Source organism: Streptomyces aurantiacus, assembly GCF_027107535.1.
Lineage (GTDB): Bacteria > Actinomycetota > Actinomycetes > Streptomycetales > Streptomycetaceae > Streptomyces.
The window spans coordinates 9,041,385-9,062,612 of record NZ_CP114283.1; the positions used below are offsets into that span (position 1 = coordinate 9,041,385).

The following is a 21,228-nucleotide window of genomic DNA, read 5'->3' on the forward strand; positions in this document are numbered from 1 at the left end:
GACCAGCCCAAGTCATCGCGATCCGCAACATCAGGGAGGTGCCCTCGATGACTACGTTTCCCGTGGGCGAGCCGACCCACCAGGCTGTGCTTCCTCAGCAGCCTGCTCTGGAATCCGTGGGAGCAGACACCCCTGGGAGCAGGGACGAAACGGCTCACGGACACCCCGCCACCGCGTGGGGCACCGGCAGGGAACATGGGCGAGGGGAGACCGACGGGCGCGGCACCGGGCCCCGTCGGCGTCACGCCGGAACCGGCGCTTCGGCGACGAAAACGGCAGAGAACGGGAGCGGTGACGCTCCCACGCACAACCAGGAGTACGCGGGTGGCATTGGCGCCAGCAGGGTCTTCGTCCTGGCCAAGGCCGGACAGCCCCTCATGCCCTGCCACCCTGCCCGCGCCCGCGAACTCCTCGGCAAAGGACGGGCCGTGGTCGCCCGGCTTGTTCCCTTCACCATCCGCTTGAAGGACCGCACGCTCGCCGAATCAGAGGTGGACGGTGTACAGCTACGCATCGACCCCGGCTCCAAGGGCACAGGCCTCACCCTCACCGACGCGAAGAAGGAGACTGGCGAAGACGGGGCCGCTGTCACCGTCAGGCGCGGCCTGGTCTCCGTCGAACTCCAGCACCGTGGCGACCAGATCCACAGGTGCATGCAACAGCGCGCCGGTTACCGCCACAGACGCCGATCGGCCAATCGCCGCTATCGGGCACCCCGTTCGGACAATCGCACCCGACCTGAAGGCTGGCTGCCTCCCTCACTACGCCACCGCGTCGACACCACCGTCTCCCTGGCAAGACGCATGTGTCGATACGCGCCCATCACCGAGATCCACGTAGAACGCGTCGCCTTCGACACGCACTCCATGAGCGCAGGCCGGTCCCTCACGGAAACCGAGTACCAGCAGGGCACGCTCGCCGGAACCGAAGCCCGCGCCTACCTTCACGTCAAGTGGGACCGCGCCTGCGCCTACTGCGACGCCACCGGGCCACCCCTGAACATCGACCATCTCCGGGCCCGAAGCCGTGGAGGCTCCGACCGCATCTCCAACCTCGTCCTCGCCTGCGCCCCGTGCAACCAGGCCAAAGGCAGCACGTCCGTCGACGTCTTCCTTGCCAACCGACCAGACCGTCTGGCGAAGATCCTTCGACAGGTCAGGACTCCACTCCGTGACGCCGCCACCATGAACGCGACCCGCTGGCGACTCACGGAGGCCTTGGAACCCCTCGGGAGACCGGTCCACGCGCAGTCGGGCGGCCGTACCATGTGGAACCGCACAGCCATGGGGCTCAGCAAGACCCACACCTTGGACGCCCTGTGCGTCGGGCGTCTGGATCACGAAGACGGCGACGCGATCGTCCGATTGCCGAAGCAGGTCCTCGTCGTCAAGGCCACCGGACGCGGCTCGTACTCCCGCACTACTCCGGACCGGTTCGGGTTTCCTCGCCTCCGGCGGGCCCGGGCGAAGCAGCACTTCGGATACGTCACCGGGGATCTCGTACGAGCCGTCGTGCCGACCGGCAAGTGGGCGGGCACATGGACAGGGCGTATCTCAGTGCGAGCAATGGGACAGCACAGCCTCACAACACCTACAGGCCGTTTCAACGTCCGTCACCGGAACCTCCGGCTTGTACAGCGTGGCGATGGATACGGGTACTCCACCAGGCATGAGCTCGTGCCGTCCCCATCTCGAAAACCGGTTGAGCGAAGTGCGAGCAGTTCCTAAAGTGTGGCTAATCCGGAAGGGAGGTGGTTCGGCATATGTATGAAAACCGGACAGGAGAGGTGGCTGCGGGCTAGCGGCCCGTCACCACGTTCAGTGCGGTGCCGGACCAGCGCGTGAGACGAGCGTGCAGCCGGCCCAATCTCAAGCAGTCACCCGACCCGCGTGCTCGCCGGTAAGTCCGGCCGGCTCCCTCCTCGGAGGGGACCCGAGCGCGCGGGTCGTCTGCGTTTCGCAGGTGTGTGAGGTGGGGCACTGGCGTTTCGGCCGGTTCGCAGTACGCTTGCGCCATGCTTCCGATGCTCGTCCGACGCCGTCACGTGGACTACGTGCGCGTCACGAGCATGGGCTGTCGGCCTTCCGCCTGACCTCGGCCCCCTTTGCACTTCACCTGGCACCTGCGGCCCCGCCACCCCGTTACCGGCGGCCGGCCCGGGCCCGTAACCCCTGCGGACGCACACCATGACGAACCTGTCGACGAACCCGTCGTACCAGCAGCTCCCCATCATCGATCTCGCCGCGGCCGACCGCGGCCCTCAGGCGCGTGCCCTGCTGCACGCGCAGTTGCACAGCGCCGCCCACGACGTGGGGTTCTTCCAGCTCGTCGGGCACGGGGTGGGTGCGGCCGAGACCTCCGCCCTGCTCGACGCCATGCACCGCTTCTTCGCGCTTCCCGAGGCCGACCGGCTCGCGATCGACAACGTCCACTCGCCCCACTTCCGCGGCTACACGCGGACCGGCGACGAGCGCACGGGCGGCAGCCGCGACTGGCGCGACCAGCTCGACATAGGCGCCGAGCGGCCCGCACGCGCGCCCGCTCCCGGTGAGCCCCCGTACTGGTGGCTGGAGGGCCCCAACCAGTGGCCGGCCGCACTGCCGGAGCTGCGGAGCGCCGCCCTGGCGTGGATCGACCGGCTCAGCTCGGTCGCGGCGCGACTCCTGCGCGAGCTGCTCGTCGCCATCGGCGCGCCCGCTGGTTTCTACGACCCGGTCTTCGGGGAGCGGGCCCATCCGCATCTGAAGCTGGTCCGGTATCCGGGGAGCTCCGGGGACGGGGCCGCCCAGGGGGTCGGGGCGCACAAGGACTACGGGTTCCTGACGCTGCTGATGCAGGACCAGGTGGGCGGGCTTCAGGTGCAGCGGGAGGACGGGCTGTTCCACGACGTGCCGCCGATCCCGGGTGCGTTCGTCGTCAACCTCGGTGAGCTGCTCGAAGTGGCGACCGACGGGTACCTCCTGGCCACCAACCACCGGGTGGTCAGTCCGCCCGGTGCCACCGAGCGGTTCTCCGTGCCGTTCTTCTACAACCCGCGGCTGGACGCCCGGATCGAGCCGCTGCCCTTCCCGTACGCCTCGACGGCACCCGGGGTGACGAGCGATCCGGCCAACCCGCTCTTCGCGGAGTACGGGCGCAACGAGCTGAAGGGCAAGGTGCGCGCGCATCCGCTGGTCGCGGCCCGTCATCACGCGGAGCTGCTGACCCCCGCGTGACACACGTGTGGCGGCACTCCGTGGAGTGCCGCCACACGTGCCGTACACACACTCGATCTCAGTGGGAGATGTCTCCGTAGCCCTCGATGTCGCGTGGGTTCCGCGTGCCGGGGCCGACGTAGCGCGCGGAGGGACGTACGAGGCGTCCGGTGCGCTTCTGCTCCAGGATGTGCGCGGACCAGCCGGCGGTGCGGGCGCACGTGAACATCGAGGTGAACATGTGGGCCGGGACCTCGGCGAAGTCGAGGACGATGGCGGCCCAGAACTCGACGTTCGTCGCGAGGACGCGGTCGGGGCGCCGGGCGTGGAGTTCGGCGAGGGCCGCCTTCTCCAGGGCTTCGGCAACCTCGAAGCGGGGGGCACCCAGTTCACGGGCGGTGCGGCGGAGCACGCGTGCGCGGGGGTCCTCGGCGCGGTACACCCGGTGGCCGAAGCCCATCAGCCGCTCGCCCTTGTCGAGGGCCTGCCGGACGTAGGCGTCGGCGTCGCCGGTGCGCTCGATCTCCTCGATCATGCCGAGGACGCGGGAGGGGGCGCCGCCGTGCAGCGGGCCGGACATGGCGCCGACGGCTCCGGAGAGGGCCGCCGCCACGTCGGCGCCGGTGGAGGCGATGACGCGGGCGGTGAACGTGGACGCGTTCATGCCGTGCTCGGCGGCAGAGGTCCAGTAGGCGTCGACGGCCGCGACGTGCTTGGGGTCGGGCTCGCCGCGCCAGCGGATCATGAAGCGTTCGACGACGGACTGCGCCTTGTCGATCTCGCGCTGCGGGACCATGGGCAGGCCCTGGCCGCGGGCGGACTGGGCGACGTACGAGAGGGCCATGACCGCGGCGCGGGCGAGGTCCGCGCGGGCCTCCTGCTCGTCGATGTCGAGGAGCGGTTTGAGGCCCCAGACGGGGGCGAGCATGGCGAGCGCGGACTGGACGTCCACGCGGATGTCGCCGGAGTGGACGGGGATCGGGAACGGCTCGGCGGGCGGCAGGCCGGGGTTGAAGGCTCCGTCGACGAGCAGCCCCCAGACGTTGCCGAAGGAGACATGGCCGACCAGGTCCTCGATGTCGACGCCCCGGTACCGCAGGGCGCCGCCCTCCTTGTCCGGTTCGGCGATCTCCGTCTCGAAAGCGACGACTCCCTCGAGTCCGGGTACGAAGTCGGACATCAGGCGGCTCCTCATGATGTGTGCGACAGACGGCTTGGTGCCGGGGTTCTCGTGACCTTGTGTCTGTGATGGGTTGCGATCGTCCGGTTCCGCGGTCGCCTCGTGGACTCGCGGTCCGTGCGTCGTCCCGGTGATGCCCCGTGCGGTCGGCGGTCACCCAACCGTTTCGGAAACCAGGACGATATCCGTTGGTGCCACCTTTGTGGAGAGTACGCGGCACTCAGTGCCACGCAGTGATGAAGCCCACGCCCGCCGAGTGCCGCCCGACGCCCTCTGCTTCCCGTCGGGATACGGCAGGATGACGGCGTGACCGACCGTGACCCCGCCCTCGACCCGGCGTTGATGCGCAAGCAGTACCGGGCCGAGGGGATCGACGAGACCGAGCTGGCCGACCATCCCATGGAGCAGTTCGGGCGCTGGTTCACGCAGGCCGCGGCGCAGGGCGTGATGTACGAGCCGAACGCCATGGTCGTCTCCACGGCGGACGCCGAGGGGCGGCCCAGTTCCCGCACGGTGCTGCTCAAGCAGTACGACGACCAGGGGTTCGTCTTCTACACGAACTACGGGTCCCGCAAGGCGCGCGACCTGTCCGAGAACCCGTACGTCTCGCTGCTCTTCCCGTGGCATCCGGTGGCCCGGCAGGTCGTCGTCACCGGCATCGCGCGGCGCACGGGGCGTGACGAGACGGCCGCGTACTTCCGTACGCGGCCGCACGGGTCCCAGCTCGGGGCGTGGGCCAGTACCCAGTCCGCGGTGGTCTTCTCGCGGGCCGAGCTCGACGCCTCGTACGCCGAGCTGGCCGGCCGGTATCCGGAGGGCGAGCAGGTGCCGGTGCCGCCGAACTGGGGCGGTTTCCGAATCGCTCCGCAGGCGGTCGAGTTCTGGCAGGGCCGGGAGAACCGGCTGCACGACCGGCTGCGGTACGTGGTGCGGGAGGACGGGTCGTGGCGGGTGGAGCGGCTCAGCCCCTGACGGTCTTCGCCGCCGCCGGGCGCCTGCGACTCAGTCCAGGGCCCCGTCCAGGATCCGTGCCCACTGGGCGACCACCCTGTCCCGGCGGGCCTTGTCGTCCGTGAGGAGGTTGGCCAGGCCCAGGCCCCGGGACATGTCGAGCAGTCCCTGGACGGTCTCGCGGACGCCGGGGCGGGACTCGTCGGCCCTGAGCAGTTCCACGGCTATGTGGTGGGTCTCGCGGCCGACCCGGCCCTCCAGCTCGGTCACGCGGGAGCGCAGCTGGTCCTCGTTCGAGGCGGCGACCCACAGGTGGAGGGCGGCGCGGAACAGGGGGCCCGTGTAGAGGTCGACGAGGGCGGCGACGACGGCTCGGCGGTCCGTGGCGCCCTCGGGGAAGAGGGCGCGCAGGGCCGTGGAGCGTTCCTCGGCGACGTACTCGACGGCTGCCGTGAAGAGGTCCTCGCGGGTCGGGAAGTGGTGCTGTGCGGCGCCCCGCGACACCCCGGCGCGTTCGGCGACGACGGAGACCGTGGAGCCTGCCCAGCCGCGTTCGGCGAGGCAGGCGACGGCGGCTTCGAGGAGGCGCTGCCGGGTGGCACGGCTGCGGTCCTGTTTGGGGACGCGCTCCGCCGGCGGCGTGCCGTTCACCACATCCATGAGGGGTCCCGTCGTTCGAGGAAGGCCGTCATTCCCTCGCGGGCCTGCTCGGAGGAGAACAGCCGGGCCGAGAGCGCGGTCAGGTCGGCCGCGTCCCGGTCGAAGGTGTCCAGCACCTTAGCCGTGAGCAGCCGTTTCGTCTCGGCCAGCCCCTGGGGTGAGGATCGGCGCAGCCCGTCGAGCACCGGTGCGAGTACGTCGTCGACGTCGTCGCCGGCCATCGTGACGAGGCCGATCCTGGCGGCCTCGGCCGCGTCGAACCTCTCTCCGGTGAGGTAGTAGCGGGCCACCGCGCGCGGGTCGAGGCGCGGCAGGAGGGGCAGTGAGATCACGGCGGGCGCGACCCCGATGCGTACCTCGGTGAAGGCGAACGTGGCCGCGGCCGAGGCGCCCGCGATGTCGCAGGCGCCGAGGAGCCCGAGGCCGCCCGCGCGCACATGGCCGGTGACGCGGGCGACGACGGGTTTGGGCAGTTCGACGATCTGCCGCAGCAGGGCGACGAGCGTGTCGGGGTGCGGCGGGTCGCGCAGGTCCGCGCCCGCGCTGAAGGTGTTGCCGGTGTGGGTGAGAACGACGGCTCGTACGTCGCCGTCCTTGCCGCACTCCGTGAGCGCGTCCGCCAGTTCCCCCACCAGTCGGGCGGAGAGGGCGTTGCGCCGCTCGGGCGCGTCGAGCGCGAGGGTGGTGATCCCGCGCTCGTACGACCGCCGCACCTCGGTCATGCGTGCTCCCTCAGTTCCCGCCGCAGGATCTTCCCGGAGGCCGCCCTGGGCACTCCGGCGATGAAGTCGACGTGCCGGATCTTCTTGTACGGGGCGACGCGTGCGGCGACGTACTCCATGACGTCGCTCGCGGTGAGGCCGGGCGCGGCCGGCTGGCGCACCACGTAGGCGTGGGGCCTCTCGTTGTGGTCGGTGTCGTAGACCCCGATGACGGCGGCGTCGGCGATGCCGGGATGGGTGAGCAGGAGTGCTTCGAGTTCGGCGGGGGCCACCTGGAAGCCCTTGTACTTGATGAGTTCCTTGACGCGGTCGACGACGTACAGCCAGCCGTCCGCGTCGACGTGTCCGACGTCGCCGGTGTGCAGCCAGCCGTCGTGGTCGATCATGGCGGCGGTCTCCTCGGGGCGCCCCAGGTAGCCCTTCATGACCTGGGGGCCGCGGATGACGATCTCGCCGCGCTCGTCGGCGCCGACGTCCTTCGCGGGGTCGTCCAGGGACACGATGCGCATCTCGGTGCCCGGGATGAGCTTGCCGACGCTTCCGGGGGGCGGGTTCTCGGCGTTCAGGGGGACGACGTGGGTGCCGGGTGACAGTTCGGTCATGCCGTAGGCCTGGCCGACGGGTGGCAGGGACAGCCTGCGTGAACAGGCCTCCGCCAGTTCGGCGTCCAGGGGTGCGGCCGCGCTGATGACGTACTGCAGGGACGACAGGTCGTAGCCCTCGACGGCCGGGTGCTTGGCGAGGGCGAGCACGATCGGCGGGGCCACGTACAGGCCGGTGATGCGGTGTTTCTCGATGGCCGCGAGGAACGATTCGAGGTCGAAGCGCGGCAGCACGACCACGGTGGCGCCCTGCCTGAGGGGTGCGTTCATGAGGGCCGTCAGGCCGTAGATGTGGAAGAACGGCAGGACGGCGAGAATGCGGTCGCCGGGGCCCATCGGCATGGTGGGCGACAGCTGTGCCAGGTTGGTGGCGATGTTCCGGTGGGTGAGCATCACCCCCTTGGGGCTGCCGGTCGTCCCGGAGGAGTACGGGAGGGCCGCCACGTCCGTCACGGGGTCGATGTCGACCTGGGGTTCGGGGGCGGTGGAGCCCAGCATGTCGAGCAGCGAGCGGTGCCCGGGGGCCTGGTCGCAGACGAGGATCTCCCGTACCCCGCCCGCGAGTTCGGCCGCCGCCCGGGCCGTGTCCAGGAGCGGGGACACGGTGACGATCCACTCGGCGGCGCAGTCCCTCAGTTGTTTCGCGAACTCCTCGGCCGTGGCGAGCGGGTGCACGGTGGTGACCGCGGCTCCCGCGCGTGTGGCGGCGAAGAACGCCGTGGGGAAGGCGACCGTGTTGGGGCTGTGCAGGGCCAGCACGTCACCCTTGCGGACGCCGAGTTCGGCGAGCGCGGCGGCGATCCGCCGGTGGAACGTGTCGAGTTGGGCGTAGGTGAGGGTCATCCCGTTCACGCCGTCGATCAGGGCGGGGGTGTCGCCCCGGGAGGCGGCACGGCCCAGTACTGCTTCGTGGATGGGTTCTTCTACGGCGGGAACGTCTTCGTACTCGCTGCGGAACACCATGGCGGGCCCTTTCCAGGAGCCGGGAGTTGCACGGAGGCCGGTGGCTGTACGAAAGCCGGTGGCCGTACGGGAGATAGTGCTAGTAGGACTTCGGCAGGCCCAGGGTCTGGTGCGACACGTAGTTGAGGATCATTTCCCGGCTGACGGGTGCGATACGGGCCACGCGGGACGCGGTGATGAGCGAGGCGAGACCGAACTCGCCGGTCAGGCCGTTGCCGCCGAGGGTGTGCACGGACTGGTCGACCGCTTTCACGCAGGCTTCGGCGGCCGCGTACTTGGCCATGTTCGCGGCCTCTCCGGCGCCGGCGTCGTCCCCCGCGTCGTACAGGAGGGCCGCTTTCTGCATCATCAGCCGGGCGAGTTCGAGTTCGATGTGCGCCTGCGCCAGGGGGTGCGCGATGGCCTGGTGGGCGCCGATGGGTTCCCGCCAGACAGTGCGCTCGCGTGCGTAGGCGACGGCCCTGGACAGTGCGTAACGGCCCATGCCGATCGCGAAGGCGGCGGTCATGATGCGTTCGGGGTTGAGGCCCGCGAAGAGCTGGAGCAGGCCCGCGTCCTCGTCCCCGACGAGGGCGTCGGCGGGCAGGCGTACGTCGTCCAGGGTCAGCTCGAACTGCTTCTCCGCGCCGTGCAGTTCCATGTCGATCTGCCGTCGTCCGAAGCCGGGTGCGTCACGGGGGACGATGAACAGGCAGGGCTTGAGCTTGCCGGTGCGGGCGTCGGCCGTGCGGCCCACGACGAGCGTGGCGTCGGCGATGTCGACACCCGAGATGAAGACCTTGCGGCCGGTGAGGATCCAGTCGGTGCCGTCGTCCGCGCGGCGGGCGGTGGTGGTGATGCGGTGGCTGTTGGAGCCCGCGTCGGGTTCGGTGATGCCGAAGGCCATGGTGCGGGTGCCGTCGGCCAGGGCCGGGAGCCACTCCTGTTTCTGCTGTTCCGTGCCGAAGCGGGCGATCACCGTGCCGCAGATCGCCGGGGAGACGACCATCATGAGAAGGGGACAGCCGGCGGCGCCCAACTCCTCCAGGACGATGGACAGTTCGGCGATTCCGCCGCCTCCGCCGCCGTGTGCCTCCGGCAGGTTGACGCCCAGGTAGCCGAGCTTGGCGGCTTCCGCCCAGAGTTCGTCGGGGTGGCCCTTCTCCGCGATGACCTTGGCGAGGTATGCGCGTCCGTACCGCTTGCCGAGGGCCGACACCGCTGCGCGGAGGGCCTTGTGCTCGTCTGATTCCAGGACGGGTGTCATGAGGCTCCTAAGGGGGAGGGGCGAAAGTCCGTCTGGGGGTGCGGGTTCGTTGCGGCTTGTCGCGCAGTTCCTCACGCCCCTAAAGGGGCTCGACGACCGCCAGCAGCGCGCCCATCTCCACCTGTTGGCCCGGGGCCGCGTGCAGGGCCGTGAGGGTGCCGGCGGCCGGGGCGGTGATCCGGTGTTCCATCTTCATCGCCTCCAGCCAGATGAGGGGGGTGCCGGCCTCCACCGCGGATCCGGTGGTCAGGCCTTCCGCGAGGCGGACGACCGTGCCGGGCATGGGGGCCAGGAGGGAGCCGGGGGCGTGGTCGGCCTCCGGGGCGGGGAAGCGGGGCAGGGCCGTGAGCGTGGTGCCGTTCACGTGGACGCGGTCGCCGTGCCGGGCCACCTCGAACTTCCGCCGTACGCCGCCGATTTCGAGGACGACGAGGCCGGGCCCGACCTGCACCACGTGGACCCCGTCGGCGGCCGGGCCCCGGCGGGTGTGCCGGTAGTGGACCTCGTGCTCCTCGCCCGCCACGAGGTAGCGCCTGCTCTGCGGCTGGGAGGGCAGGTTGCGCCAGCCGCCGAACCGGGAGCGGCCGTGGGCGTCGGCGAGTGCGGCGGCCAGGGGTGCGTACGGGTCCGGGGTGGGTGTGGTGAGCTCGCCCAGGTGGCGTTCGTAGAAGGCGGTGTCCATGCGGGCCGTCGTGAACTCCTCGTGGCGCAGGGAGCGTACGAGCAGGTCGCGGTTGGTGGTGGGGCCGTGGACGGTCGCCCTCTCCAGGGCTCCGGCGAGTTTGCGGAGGGCCTCGGCGCGGGTGGGGGCGTGGGCGACGGCCTTGGCGAGCATGGCGTCGTAGTGGACGCCGATCGTGTCGCCGTCCCCGTAGCCCGTGTCGAGGCGGACGCCGGGCACGGACAGGCGGTGGAGGGTGCCGGTCTGCGGGGCCCAGTCCTCGGCGGGGTCCTCGGCGTAGAGGCGGGCCTCGACCGCGTGCCCGGACGGCGACGGCGGGTCTCCTTCCAGGGCGGCGCCCTCGGCGACGCGCAGTTGCAGGGCGACCAGGTCGATGCCGAACACGGCCTCGGTCACGGGGTGTTCGACCTGGAGGCGGGTGTTCATCTCCAGGAAGTGGACGCGGTCCCCGGAGACCAGGAACTCGACGGTGCCGGCGCCCGTGTAGGCGATCGTGCGGGCGGCGGCCGTCGCCGCGGAGCGCAGCCGCTGTTCCGTGTCGGGGCCGAGGCCCGGCGCGGGGGCCTCCTCGATCACCTTCTGGTGGCGGCGCTGGAGGGAGCAGTCGCGGGTGCCGAGGGCCCAGACGGTGCCGTGGCCGTCGGCGACGATCTGCACCTCGACGTGCCGCGCCCGCTCGACGTACGGCTCCACGAAGACCGAGCCGTCCCCGAAGGCACTCTCGGCCTCGGCCGACGCCGCCCTCAACTCGCTCGGCAGGTCGGTGAGTTCGCGGACGATCCGCATGCCGCGGCCGCCGCCGCCCGCCGCCGCTTTCACCAGGACCGGCAGGTCGGCTGCGGTCACCGCGTCCGGGTCCAGGGGCGCGAGCAGCGGTACACCGGCGGCCGACATCAGGTCCTTGGCGCGGGTCTTGGAGGCCATCGCCTCGATCGCCTCGGGGGGCGGTCCGATCCAGACGAGGCCCGCGTCGATGACGGCCCGCGCGAAGTCGGCGTTCTCGGAGAGGAAGCCGTACCCGGGATGGACGGCGTCGGCACCGGCCGCGACGGCGGCCTTCACGATCAGCTCGCCGCGCAGATACGTCTCGGCGGGCGACGCGCCCGGGAGGCGTACGGCGGTGTCGGCCACACGCGCGTGGAGGGCGTTCTCGTCGGCGTCCGAGTACACGGCGACGGTACGGATGCCCAGTTCGTGGCAGGTGCGGAAAACACGGCAGGCGATCTCGCCGCGGCCCGCGACCAGCAGACTCGCAATCATGGGACCTCTCACATCAGTCACTCCCGTCCCGCCTCTCACATCCGGAAGACGCCGAAGCCGCCGCGCGCGCCCTCGTAGGGCGCCGTGTGGAGGGCGGACAGGCACAGGCCGAGGACGGTTCGGGTGTCGCGCGGGTCGATGACGCCGTCGTCGTACAGCCGCCCGGACAGGAACATCGGCAGGGACTCGGACTCGATCTGCTGCTCGACCATGGCGCGCAGGGCGGCGTCGGCGTCCTCGTCGTACGGCTGCCCCTTCGCGGTCGCGGACTGCCGGGCGACGATCGACAGGACGCCGGCGAGCTGCTGCGGGCCCATGACGGCGGACTTGGCGCTGGGCCAGGCGAACAGGAAGCGCGGGTCGTAGGCGCGCCCGCACATGCCGTAGTGACCGGCTCCGTAGGAGGCGCCCATGAGCAGGGACAGGTGCGGGACCTTCGAGTTGCTCACCGCGTTGATCATCATCGCGCCGTGCTTGATGATGCCGCCCTGCTCGTACTCCTTGCCGACCATGTAGCCGGTGGTGTTGTGGAGGAAGAGCAGGGGGATGTCGCGCTGGTTGGCCAGCTGGATGAACTGGGCGGCCTTCTGCGACTCCTCGCTGAAGAGCACGCCGCGCGCGTTGGCGAGGATGCCCACCGGATAGCCGTGGAGGGTCGCCCAGCCGGTGGTGAGGCTCGTCCCGTAGAGCGGCTTGAACTCGTCGAAGTCGGAGGCGTCGACGATCCGCGCGACGACCTCACGGGGGTCGAAGGGGGTGCGCAGGTCCCCGGGGACGATGCCGAGGAGTTCGTCCTCGTCGTACTTGGGCGGGGCGGCCGGGGCCGGATCGGGGTACGCCTTGCGGTGGTTGAGGCGGGCGACCACGCGCCGGGCCTGCCTGAGGGCGTCCCGCTCGTCGACGGCGAAGTGGTCCGCGAGACCCGACACGCGCGCGTGCATCTCGGCGCCGCCGAGGGACTCGTCGTCGCTCTCCTCGCCGGTGGCCATCTTGACCAGCGGCGGACCGCCGAGGAAGACCTTCGCACGCTCCTTGACCATGATCACGTGGTCGGACATGCCGGGGACGTACGCGCCGCCGGCGGTGGAGTTGCCGAAGACGACGGCGACGGTCGGGATTCCGGCCGCGGAGAGCCGGGTCAGGTCACGGAAGACGGCCCCGCCCGGGATGAAGATCTCCTTCTGGGAGGGGAGGTCGGCGCCGCCCGACTCGACGAGACTGATGCACGGCAGCCGGTTGGCGTACGCGATGTCGTTGGCCCGCAGGGCCTTCTTCAGACTCCAGGGGTTGCTGGCTCCGCCGCGCACGGTCGGGTCGTTCGCCGTGATCAGGCACTCGACGCCCTCGACGACACCGATGCCGGTGACGAGCGAGGCGCCGACCGTGTACTCGGGGGAGGTGCTCCCCCAGGCCGCCAGGGGGCTGAGTTCCAGGAACGGTGTGTCGGGATCGAGGAGCAGCTCGATGCGTTCGCGGGCGAGGAGCTTGCCGCGTTTCCTGTGCCGGGCGACGTACTTCTCGCCGCCGCCCGCGAGCGCTTTGGCGTGCTCGGCGTCGAGGTCGGTGAGTTTGGCGAGCATCGCCTCGCGGTGGGCCGCGTAGTCGGCGGAGGAGGTGTCAAGGGCGGACGCCAGAACCGTCACAGCAATTCCTCCGGGATGTCGAGGTGGCGGGAGCGCAGCCATTCGCCGAGGGCCTTGGCCTGCGGGTCGAAGCGGTGCTGCGCGGCGACGCCCTCGCCGAGGATGCCCTCGACGACGAAGTTCAGGGCGCGGAGGTTGGGCAGGGCATGGCGCACGACAGCCAGGCCGGCCGTCTCCGGGAGGAGTTCGCGGAACCGGTCGGCCGTGAGGGTGTGCGCGAGCCAGCGCCAGGCGTCGTCGGTACGGGCCCAGACGCCGACGTTCGCGTTCCCGCCCTTGTCGCCGCTGCGGGCGCCGACGACGAGCCCGAGGGGTGCGCGGCGCACCGGCGCACCGGCCGGCAGGGGTGCGGGCAGCGGGGGTTCCTCGACGGGCCGGAGTAGGGTGTCCTGGGCCGGCATCACAGGGATCCGGCGCCCGTCGTGGAGGACCGCCACATGGTCCACGTCCCCATGGGGGACGTACTCGTCCTCGAAGACCCCATAGGGAGCACCCTTTCCGGGTGGCGCCAGCACATGGAACCCGGGGTAGCTGCCGAGGGCCAGTTCGATGGCGGCTCCGCTGAGGGTGCGGCCCACGGCGTCCTGGTCGGGGTCGCGCACGACGAGCCGGAGCAGGGCGCTCGCGGTCTCCTCGGTGGGCGCGTCGGGGTGGTCGGTGCGCGCGAGGTCCCAGCGGGCCTGAGCCGGCCGGGACTCGGCGGCCACGAGGACGCTTTCCAGCTGGGCCCGGACGAACGCGGCCTTCGCCTCGATGTCGAGCCCGGTCAGCACGAACACGACCTCGTTGCGGAAGCCGCCGAGCCGGTTGAGCCCGACCTTGAGCGTGGGCGGCGGCGCCTCGCCGCGCACCCCGTCGATCCGTACCCGGTCGGGGCCCTCCCGGGTGAGCCGGACCGAGTCGAGGCGGGCGGTGACGTCGGGTCCGGCGTACCGGGCGCCGGACGTCTCGTACAGGAGCTGGGCGGTGACCGTGCCGGTGTCCACGACACCGCCGGTGCCGTCGTGCTTGGTGATGACGCTCGTGCCGTCCTCGTGGAGTTCGGCGACCGGGAAGCCCGGGTGGCGCAGCCGGGCCGGGTCGTGCTCGGCGAAGAAGGCGTAGTTGCCGCCGGTGGCCTGGGTGCCGCACTCCAGGACGTGCCCGGCGACGACGGCGCCCGCGAGGCGGTCGTACGCGTCCGGCGCCCAGCCGAAGTGGGCGACCGCGGGCCCTGTGACGAGCGCGGCGTCGGTCACCCGCCCGGTGACGACCACGTCGGCGCCCTCGCGCAGGCAGGCCGCGATCCCGCCGCCGCCGAGGTAGGCGTGCGCGGCGAGGCTCTTCGGGTGGCGGCTGCTGAGGTCGTCGCCCTCGACGTGCGCGACCCGGGCCGGGATGCCCAGGCGGCCGGCCAGTTCCCGTACGGCGGCGGCGAGTCCGGCCGGGTTGAGGCCACCCGCGTTCGCCACGATCCGCACGCCCCGCTCGTGGGCGAGACCGAGGCACTCCTCCAGCTGCCGCAGGAAGGTGCGGGCGTAGCCGCCGGCCGGGTCCTTGAGCCGGTCACGGCCGAGGATGAGCATGGTCAACTCGGCGAGGTAGTCGCCGGTCAGGACGTCCAGCGGGCCGCCGGTGAGCATCTCGCGCATCGCGTCGAAGCGGTCGCCGTAGAAGCCGGAGGCGTTGCCGATCCGCAGGGGCCGGACCGCCGGGCCGGGGGCCCGGCCCGGCGTGCCGGTGGCTGTGCGGGTGCTGCGGTCGGCGGGCGCGCCGAGGGGCACACCGGGGGTCTCGCCGGGGGGCACTCCGGTGGGGCCACTCGTGGTCGCGGCGGAGGTCCGGCCGGTGGTCATCCCGTGGTCCCCTTCGGCGGGCGGCCCGTGCCGGGCGGGCCCGCGAAGGCCTGCGCGACGTCCAGCCAGCGGTCGGCGTCGGGGCCCTCCGCCCGTACGGCGAGGTCGGCGCGGTGGGCCCGCCGGGTGACGAGGACGCAGAAGTCGAGGGCGGGTCCGGTGACGCGCTGGTCGGCGTCCTCGGGGCCGTACGCCCACAGGTCGCCGGAGGGCCCGGTGAGTTCGATGCGGAACTCCTCCTCGGGCGCGGCGAGCCCATGCACCCCGAAGGCGAAGTTCCGGGCCCGTACCCCGATGCGCACCACATGCCGCAACCGGTCCGTGGGTGGTCTCGTCACACCCAACGCGTCGGCCACGTCCTCTCCGTGGGCCCAGGTCTCCATGAGCCGGCCCGTGGCCATGGAGGCGACCGACATGGGCGGCCCGTACCAGGGGAAGCGCACTCCTGTGGGTGCCGCTCGCATGGCGTCCTCCAGGGCCTCGCGCCCAGCCCGCCACTCGGCGAGCAGCCGTGCCGACGGCAGCGCGGCACCCTCCTCGGCCGCCTCGTCCACGAAACGGTCGGGCGAGGCCAGTGCCTTCTCGACCTCCTTCGCGAAGGCCTCCGCGTCGGTCAGGGCAAGCAGGGCGGACCGGTCCGTCCAGGCCAGATGCGCGATCTGGTGCGCGATGCTCCATCCCGGGGCGGGAGTGGCGAGCGCCCAGCGCTCCTCCCCCAACTCCCCTAGTATCAGGTCGAGTTGCTGACTCTCCTGACGCAGGTCATCGATCACCGATGAAGGCTCGGCCACAATGCGCTCCCCTCGGGGCACGACGGTGTGCCCCGGAGCATGGCAGCCCGCACGAAAACAAGCAAGCGTGCTTGCATTTGAATTTCCGGCTTGTGACAGCGACCCGCCACGCCGACCCGTCGGGCCGATCGGTCACGCCGCCCCGTCACGCGCCACCCCGTCACGCGCCCCGGAAATTGGCACGCGCCGCGCGCGGTCGCCGACGTACGGTCGGCCGATGGTGGATGACGAGGACGGCTATTTCGGAGAGCCCGTCGCGGCGAGGTACGACGAGTCGTCGGCGGAGATGTTCGCGCCCGGTGCCGTGGATCCGGCGGTCGGGCTCCTGGCCGAGCTGGCCGGGGACGGCCGGGCCCTGGAACTGGGCATCGGCACCGGACGCATCGCCCTGCCGCTGTCGCGACGCGGTGTCGCGGTGCACGGCATCGACATGTCGCGGGCGATGGTCGCCCGTCTGCGGGCCAAGCCGGGCGGTGACGCGGTCGGTGTGTCGATCGGCGACTTCGCGACGACGAAGGTGGACGGCGCCTTCTCCGTCGCGTATCTGGTCTTCAACACGATCAACAACCTGACGACGCAGGACGCCCAGGTGGCCTGCTTCCGCAATGTCGCCGAGCATCTGGAGCCCGGCGGCACGTTCGTCGTCGAGGTCGGGGTGCCCGAACTGCGCAGGCTTCCGCACGGGCAGACCGTCGTGCCGTTCCACCGGAGCCCGACGCGCTGGTCGTTCGACGTGTACGACGTGGCGACGCAGGCGATGAGCTCGAACTACGTCGAGGTCGTGGACGGCCGCGGCTCCTACCGGTCGATCCCCTTCCGGTACGTGTGGCCGGCGGAGCTGGACCTGATGGCCCGCCTGGCCGGGCTGCGGCTGCGCGACCGGTGGGACAACTGGACGCGGGAGCCCTTCACGAGCGAGAGCGGGCAGCATGTCTCGGTCTGGGAGAAGTCTGCCGTTTGATCGATCGATCAAACGCCTGATCGCCTGATCGCCTGCTTCGGGAGGCTGCCTGCCCCGGCGGGGATTCGCGCGCGGGCGGGGCCGGATCGCATCTCCGGCCGCCCGCTCGTGGGTGCGGCCGGATCGCGTCTCCGGCCGCCCGCTCGCCGCTAGGTGTCCAGGCCCTTGGCCTTTCCGCGTCCGATCTGCGTCCGTACCGCTCCCATGCTCGCCCCGATGACGAGTGCGATCGCCATGGCCTCCGTCATGGACAGCGCCTGGCTCAGCACCAGGAAGCCGGCGACCGAGGCGATGGCCGGTTCGAGGCTCATGAGGACGGCGAAGGTGGAGGCGGGGAGGCGACGCAGGGCGAGGAGTTCGAGCGTGTACGGGAGGACGGAGGAGAGGACGGCCACGGCGGCGCCCAGGGCGATCGTGGTCGGGTTCAGAAGCTTGTCGCCGGACTCGATGATGCCCAGCGGGAAGAAGACCACCGCCGCGACCACCATCGCCAGCGCCAGGCCGTCGGCCTGCGGGAAGCGACGGCCCGTACGTGCGCTGAAGACGATGTACGCGGCCCACATGACACCGGCCGACAGGGCGAAGGCGACGCCGACCGGGTCGAGACCGTCGAAGCCGCCGCCACCACCCAGCAGGAAGACACCGCCGAGGGCGAGACCGGCCCAGACGAGGTTGAGGGCGCGACGGGAGGCGAGGACCGAGAGGGCCAGCGGGCCGAGCACTTCGAGTGTGACGGCGGGGCCGAGCGGGATACGGGCGACCGACTGGTAGAAGAGGCCGTTCATCGCGGCCATCGTGACGCCGAAGACGACGACGGTGCCCCAGTCCGCTCGCGAGTGTCCGCGCAGGCTGGGCCGGCAGATGACCATCAGCACGATCGCGGCGACGGCCAGGCGGAGGGTCACCACGCCGAGCGCCCCGGCCCGCGGCATGAGACTCACGGCGAGGGCGCCACCGAACTGGACGGAGATCCCGCCGGCGAGTACGAGGCCTACGGGGCCGAGGGCTCGCAGGCCGCGGGGGGCCGCGCCCGGTGCCTGGTCGGATGCCGTGCCGTCGGCCACGGCGGCCGGACCGGCGGCGGCGGCCGTGGGGTCGGTGACCGTCGGGGACCGGTCAGCGCTGGGGATGTTCACGGGGCCGTCCAGGAAGTTCGGGTCGAGGGGCGGTGTTGGTCGCGCGGCATGCACGTTTCGTACATCATGATGGACTTCTCGGTCCATGGTAATGGACTCGGTCAGGGCTGAGAAGCCATTTTGCAGCTTACCGAGGGGTTCGAGGTCGGAGTCTCTGCCGTGTGCGGGTTCGTGAGGACTGAGCGCGCAGTTCCCCGCGCCCCTGGGGGCGGACGCGGGGGCCGGATGTCAGGAGACGGGTCGGCCCTGGCGGCCGGGGGCATCTCGCCCCGCGAGGCCGGCGGGTGCGCGAGGCCGGCGGGTGCGCGAGGCCGGGGGTTCAGGAGTGGGGCAGGTCCGTGGGGACCTCTGGAGCCGGTTCGGGCTCCGGCAGCGCCTCCGCCAGTACCTCTGCCAGATGGCGCCCCTTCACGTTCGCCGTCTGTTGCAGTTGGGTGCGGCACGAGAAGCCGTCCGCCAGGACCACCGCGTCCTCCCCCGCCGCCCGGACCGCCGGGAGCAGCTGCTCCTCGGCGCATGCCGTCGACACCTCGAAGTGGCCCTTCTCGAAGCCGAAGTTTCCCGCGAGGCCGCAGCAGCCGCCCGCCAGGGCGCCGGTCAGACCCGCCGCCTCGCGCAGACGGCGGTCCGGCGCGTCGCCCAGGACGGCGTGCTGATGGCAGTGGGTCTGGCCCACGACCGGGCGGTCCAGGCGAGGCGGCGTCCAGTGCGGCGCGTGACGCTCCAGCACTTCCGCGAACGTCACCACCGCCGAGGCCAGGCGCCGCGCGCGCGGATCGTCGGGCAACAGCTCCGGCAGATCGGTACGGAGGGCAGCCGCACAGCTCGGTTCGAGTACGACGACGGGTGGGAGTTCCGGGGCGGCGGGGGCCGGGTCCCGGGACGGGCCCCGAAGCGGGTCCGGGAGAGGGCCATCGCCGTCCCGGAGCTGGTCCGTGAGATCCAGGGTGCGGCGCATCACCGTGCGGGCGCGGTCCAGTTGGCCCGTCGAGACATAGGTCAGGCCACAGCAGACCCGGCCGCGGGGCCGATCGCCGGGCCGGAGGCCGGACCGGGCTTCGGGCCGGCCGGGACCGGACGGCCCGGCATCGAGCGGCCCCGGGTCCGAAGGGAACGGCAGCACTCGCAGCCCCGCCGCCTCCAACACCCGTACAGCCGCCTTGCCGACCGACGGCGAGAGGTACTCCGTGAAGGTGTCCGGCCACAGGACGACCGCCTTGGGCGGACCCCCGTCGCCGGAGCGGCCCGCGCGCCCAGGACCCTCCCCCGCCGATCCCGCCCGTTCCGCGGCCCGGCGGCTCCGCCACCGGCTGAACGTCTCCCGCGCCACCCGCGGAATCTCCCGCTCGGGCGCGATCCCGCCCAGCCGCTTGGCGAGCGTCGCCAACGGCCGTACCGAGGCGAGGAGGTTGACCAGCCACGCCGTACGCGTGCGGTCCACCAGGCGCAGCCACACCGGCAGCCACCCCATCGCGTAGTGCGCGGCCGGCCGGCGGCGGCCCTCGTAGTGGTGGTGCAGGAACTCCGCCTTGTACGTGGCCATGTCGACGCCCACCGGGCAGTCCGACCGGCAGCCCTTGCAGGACAGGCAGAGGTCCAGCGCGTCGCGGACCTCCGTCGAGCGCCAGCCGTCCGTGATGACCTCGCCGGCCAGCATCTCGTGCAGCAGCCGCGCGCGCCCTCGCGTGGAGTGCTCCTCCTCGCCGGTGGCCCGGAAGGACGGGCACATCACGGAGGAGCCGGAGGCTTGCGTGGTACGGCACTTGGCCACTCCGACGCACCTGCGCACCGCCGACGAGAAGTCCCCGCCGTCCGCCGGATAGCCGAACTCGACGGCCACCGGCTCGCGCGGGAGCACCGCGAACCGAAGGTTCTCGTCGAGCCCGTGCGGCCTGACGAGCATTCCCGGGTTGAGCAGGCCGTCCGGGTCCCAGAGGTCCTTCACCCGCTCGAACAGAGCGACCACCCGGGGGCCGTACATCTTCGGCAGGAGCTCGGCCCGCGCCTGTCCGTCCCCGTGCTCCCCCGACAGCGAACCGCCGTGCGAGACGACCAGCTCCGCCAGCTCCTGCGAGAAGGTCCGGAAGCGGCCGACGCCCGCCCGCGTCAGCAGGTCGAAGTCGATGCGCACGTGGATGCAGCCGTCCCCGAAGTGGCCGTACGGCGAACCGCGCAGCCCGTGGGCCGCCAACAGGCCCCTGAAGTCCCGGAGATACGCGCCGAGCCGGGCCGGCGGCACCGCGCAGTCCTCCCAGCCGGGCCACGCCTCGGTGCCGTCCGGCATCCTGGTCGCCGTGCCGCTGGCGTCCTCGCGGATGCGCCACAGGGCGCGCCGGCCGGCCGGGTCGGTGACCACCAGTGAGGCCGTCACGTCCGCCACACGGGTGATCGCCTGCGCACGCGCGTGTGCTTCCGCCTCCGTGTCGCCGCCCGTCTCCACGAACAGCCAGGCCCCTCCCCGCGGCAGCCCCGCGTCCGCCGGCACGAGGTCCGCCGCCATCCCCTCCACCGTCAGGGGCCCGTGCGGCAGCAGGCCGGCCGCCGCTTCCGCCGCCGCGCTCTCGTCCGCGTACGCCAGGACGGCGAGCGCACGCGCGCGGGGTGCCTCGACCAGCCGTACGACCGCCTCCGTGAGGATGCCGAGCGTGCCCTCCGAGCCGCAGAAGGAACGCGCCACGTCAGCGCCGCGCTCGGGCAGCAGCGCGTCCAGCGCGTACCCGGAGATGCGGCGCGGCAGGTCGGGGAAGCCAGTGCGCAGGAGCGCCGACTCGCCGTCCACCAGGGCCCGCAGCCCTTCGGGGGCGCCCGACCAGTCGGCGCCCAGGCGGGCGGTTGCTCCCCGCGCGGTGATCACCGACAGCTCGCGCACGCTGTCCGCCGTCGTGCCCCAGGCCACCGAGTGCGATCCGCAGGAGTTGTTGCCGATCATGCCGCCGAGCGTGCACCGGCTGTGCGTCGAGGGGTCGGGTCCGAAGCGCAGTCCGTGCGGCGCTGCCGCCTCCTGGAGACGGTCCAGGACCACTCCCGGCTGGACCACCGCCGTGCGCGCTTCGGGGTCGAGCGACACGATCCGGTTCAGGTGCCGGGTGAAGTCGAGTACCACTCCCGTGCCGGTCGCCTGCCCCGCGATCGACGTACCACCACCACGCGCGACGACCGGCACCCCGAGCCGGGAGCACACGGACAGTGCCGCCGCCACGTCGTCGGCGTCTCTCGGGGCGACCACAGCCAGTGGTACCCGCCGGTAGTTCGACGCGTCCATGGTGGTCAGCGCCCGCGCGGTCGCGTCGAGGGCGACCTCCCCGCGCACCGTCTTCTCCAGCGCCGCCCGCAGCTCCCCGAGATCCGTTTCCGTCATGCCTCCAAGAATGCCTCCCCTCACTGACAGTGACGGGAGGAAGC

Annotated in this window: 15 protein-coding genes; 4 read left to right on the top strand and 11 right to left on the bottom strand. The window is 71.9% G+C overall.

Going from position 1 to position 21,228, the window contains the following annotated elements; genetic code table 11:
- The first annotated feature begins 353 nt into the window (after positions 1 to 353).
- Positions 354 to 1,727: an RNA-guided endonuclease IscB gene (gene iscB / locus O1Q96_RS41820; RefSeq protein WP_269253943.1), complete on the top strand. Its 1,374-nt coding sequence runs from the start codon at positions 354 to 356 to the stop codon at positions 1,725 to 1,727.
- 459 nt (positions 1,728 to 2,186) lie between these two features.
- On the top strand, positions 2,187 to 3,215 hold the full coding sequence (locus tag O1Q96_RS41825) for an isopenicillin N synthase family dioxygenase (RefSeq protein WP_269253064.1): 1,029 nt from the start codon (positions 2,187 to 2,189) through the stop codon (positions 3,213 to 3,215).
- Between the two features lie 58 nt (positions 3,216 to 3,273).
- On the opposite strand, the gene O1Q96_RS41830 is transcribed toward O1Q96_RS41825, so the two are convergent.
- Entirely contained in the window at positions 3,274 to 4,374 is a 1,101-nt protein-coding gene (locus O1Q96_RS41830) for a citrate synthase 2 (protein WP_269253065.1), read from the bottom strand.
- A 306-nt stretch (positions 4,375 to 4,680) separates the two neighbouring features.
- Here O1Q96_RS41830 and pdxH point away from each other — a divergent pair, with 306 nt between their 5' ends.
- A complete protein-coding gene (gene pdxH / locus O1Q96_RS41835) occupies positions 4,681 to 5,346 on the top strand; it encodes a pyridoxamine 5'-phosphate oxidase (protein WP_269253066.1) in 666 nt (221 codons plus the stop codon).
- 30 nt (positions 5,347 to 5,376) lie between these two features.
- Here pdxH and O1Q96_RS41840 read toward each other — a convergent pair whose 3' ends face one another.
- From O1Q96_RS41840 to O1Q96_RS41875, 8 genes are all read right to left on the bottom strand, one after another.
- Positions 5,377 to 5,985, bottom strand: a complete 609-nt coding sequence (locus O1Q96_RS41840; RefSeq protein ID WP_269253067.1) for a TetR/AcrR family transcriptional regulator — start codon at positions 5,983 to 5,985, stop codon at positions 5,377 to 5,379.
- Positions 5,973 to 6,707 carry an enoyl-CoA hydratase family protein gene (locus O1Q96_RS41845; protein WP_269253068.1) on the bottom strand — a complete coding sequence of 245 codons (735 nt, stop codon included), beginning with the start codon at positions 6,705 to 6,707 and terminating at the stop codon, positions 5,973 to 5,975. The genes O1Q96_RS41840 and O1Q96_RS41845 overlap by 13 nt, the downstream gene beginning before the upstream one ends.
- Positions 6,704 to 8,269 carry a 4-coumarate--CoA ligase family protein gene (locus tag O1Q96_RS41850; RefSeq protein WP_269253944.1) on the bottom strand — a complete coding sequence of 522 codons (1,566 nt, stop codon included), beginning with the start codon at positions 8,267 to 8,269 and terminating at the stop codon, positions 6,704 to 6,706. The genes O1Q96_RS41845 and O1Q96_RS41850 overlap by 4 nt, the downstream gene beginning before the upstream one ends.
- Positions 8,270 to 8,351: 82 nt before the next feature.
- Positions 8,352 to 9,518 (bottom strand): acyl-CoA dehydrogenase family protein, encoded by a 1,167-nt coding sequence (locus O1Q96_RS41855; protein ID WP_269253069.1) that lies wholly within the window; start codon positions 9,516 to 9,518, stop codon positions 8,352 to 8,354.
- Positions 9,519 to 9,597: 79 nt separating this feature from the next.
- Positions 9,598 to 11,460 carry an acetyl/propionyl/methylcrotonyl-CoA carboxylase subunit alpha gene (locus O1Q96_RS41860; RefSeq protein ID WP_269253070.1) on the bottom strand — a complete coding sequence of 621 codons (1,863 nt, stop codon included), beginning with the start codon at positions 11,458 to 11,460 and terminating at the stop codon, positions 9,598 to 9,600.
- A gap of 35 nt (positions 11,461 to 11,495) precedes the next feature.
- Positions 11,496 to 13,103 (bottom strand): acyl-CoA carboxylase subunit beta, encoded by a 1,608-nt coding sequence (locus tag O1Q96_RS41865; RefSeq protein WP_269253071.1) that lies wholly within the window; start codon positions 13,101 to 13,103, stop codon positions 11,496 to 11,498.
- Positions 13,100 to 14,938 (bottom strand): acyclic terpene utilization AtuA family protein, encoded by a 1,839-nt coding sequence (locus O1Q96_RS41870; RefSeq protein WP_269253072.1) that lies wholly within the window; start codon positions 14,936 to 14,938, stop codon positions 13,100 to 13,102. Before O1Q96_RS41870 ends, O1Q96_RS41865 begins: the two co-directional genes overlap by 4 nt.
- Positions 14,935 to 15,729 (bottom strand): TIGR03084 family metal-binding protein, encoded by a 795-nt coding sequence (locus tag O1Q96_RS41875; RefSeq protein WP_269253073.1) that lies wholly within the window; start codon positions 15,727 to 15,729, stop codon positions 14,935 to 14,937. The genes O1Q96_RS41870 and O1Q96_RS41875 overlap by 4 nt, the downstream gene beginning before the upstream one ends.
- A 217-nt stretch (positions 15,730 to 15,946) precedes the next feature.
- Between O1Q96_RS41875 and O1Q96_RS41880 the strand changes: the two genes are divergently transcribed.
- The gene (locus tag O1Q96_RS41880; RefSeq protein WP_269253074.1) at positions 15,947 to 16,690 is read left to right on the top strand and encodes a class I SAM-dependent DNA methyltransferase; all 744 of its coding nucleotides are present in this window, start codon (positions 15,947 to 15,949) and stop codon (positions 16,688 to 16,690) included.
- 149 nt (positions 16,691 to 16,839) lie between these two features.
- On the opposite strand, the gene O1Q96_RS41885 is transcribed toward O1Q96_RS41880, so the two are convergent.
- Complete coding sequence (locus O1Q96_RS41885; protein ID WP_419587025.1) at positions 16,840 to 17,826, bottom strand: EamA family transporter; 987 nt, start codon at positions 17,824 to 17,826, stop codon at positions 16,840 to 16,842.
- Between the two features lie 319 nt (positions 17,827 to 18,145).
- Positions 18,146 to 21,184 (bottom strand): FAD-binding and (Fe-S)-binding domain-containing protein, encoded by a 3,039-nt coding sequence (locus O1Q96_RS41890; RefSeq protein ID WP_269253075.1) that lies wholly within the window; start codon positions 21,182 to 21,184, stop codon positions 18,146 to 18,148.
- Between the last annotated feature and the right edge of the window lie 44 nt (positions 21,185 to 21,228).

What these genes read in the sequence shown, in the direction of transcription:
- O1Q96_RS41825 (WP_269253064.1), top strand. Translation starts at nt 2,187, where the DNA reads ATGACGAACCTGTCGACGAACCCGTCGTACCAGCAGCTCCCCATCATC.
- O1Q96_RS41830 (WP_269253065.1), bottom strand. Translation starts at nt 4,374, where the DNA reads ATGTCCGACTTCGTACCCGGACTCGAGGGAGTCGTCGCTTTCGAGACG.
- O1Q96_RS41840 (WP_269253067.1), bottom strand. Translation starts at nt 5,985, where the DNA reads ATGGATGTGGTGAACGGCACGCCGCCGGCGGAGCGCGTCCCCAAACAG.
- O1Q96_RS41845 (WP_269253068.1), bottom strand. Translation starts at nt 6,707, where the DNA reads ATGACCGAGGTGCGGCGGTCGTACGAGCGCGGGATCACCACCCTCGCG.
- O1Q96_RS41855 (WP_269253069.1), bottom strand. Translation starts at nt 9,518, where the DNA reads ATGACACCCGTCCTGGAATCAGACGAGCACAAGGCCCTCCGCGCAGCG.
- O1Q96_RS41860 (WP_269253070.1), bottom strand. Translation starts at nt 11,460, where the DNA reads ATGATTGCGAGTCTGCTGGTCGCGGGCCGCGGCGAGATCGCCTGCCGT.
- O1Q96_RS41870 (WP_269253072.1), bottom strand. Translation starts at nt 14,938, where the DNA reads ATGACCACCGGCCGGACCTCCGCCGCGACCACGAGTGGCCCCACCGGA.
- O1Q96_RS41880 (WP_269253074.1), top strand. Translation starts at nt 15,947, where the DNA reads ATGGTGGATGACGAGGACGGCTATTTCGGAGAGCCCGTCGCGGCGAGG.
- O1Q96_RS41890 (WP_269253075.1), bottom strand. Translation starts at nt 21,184, where the DNA reads ATGACGGAAACGGATCTCGGGGAGCTGCGGGCGGCGCTGGAGAAGACG.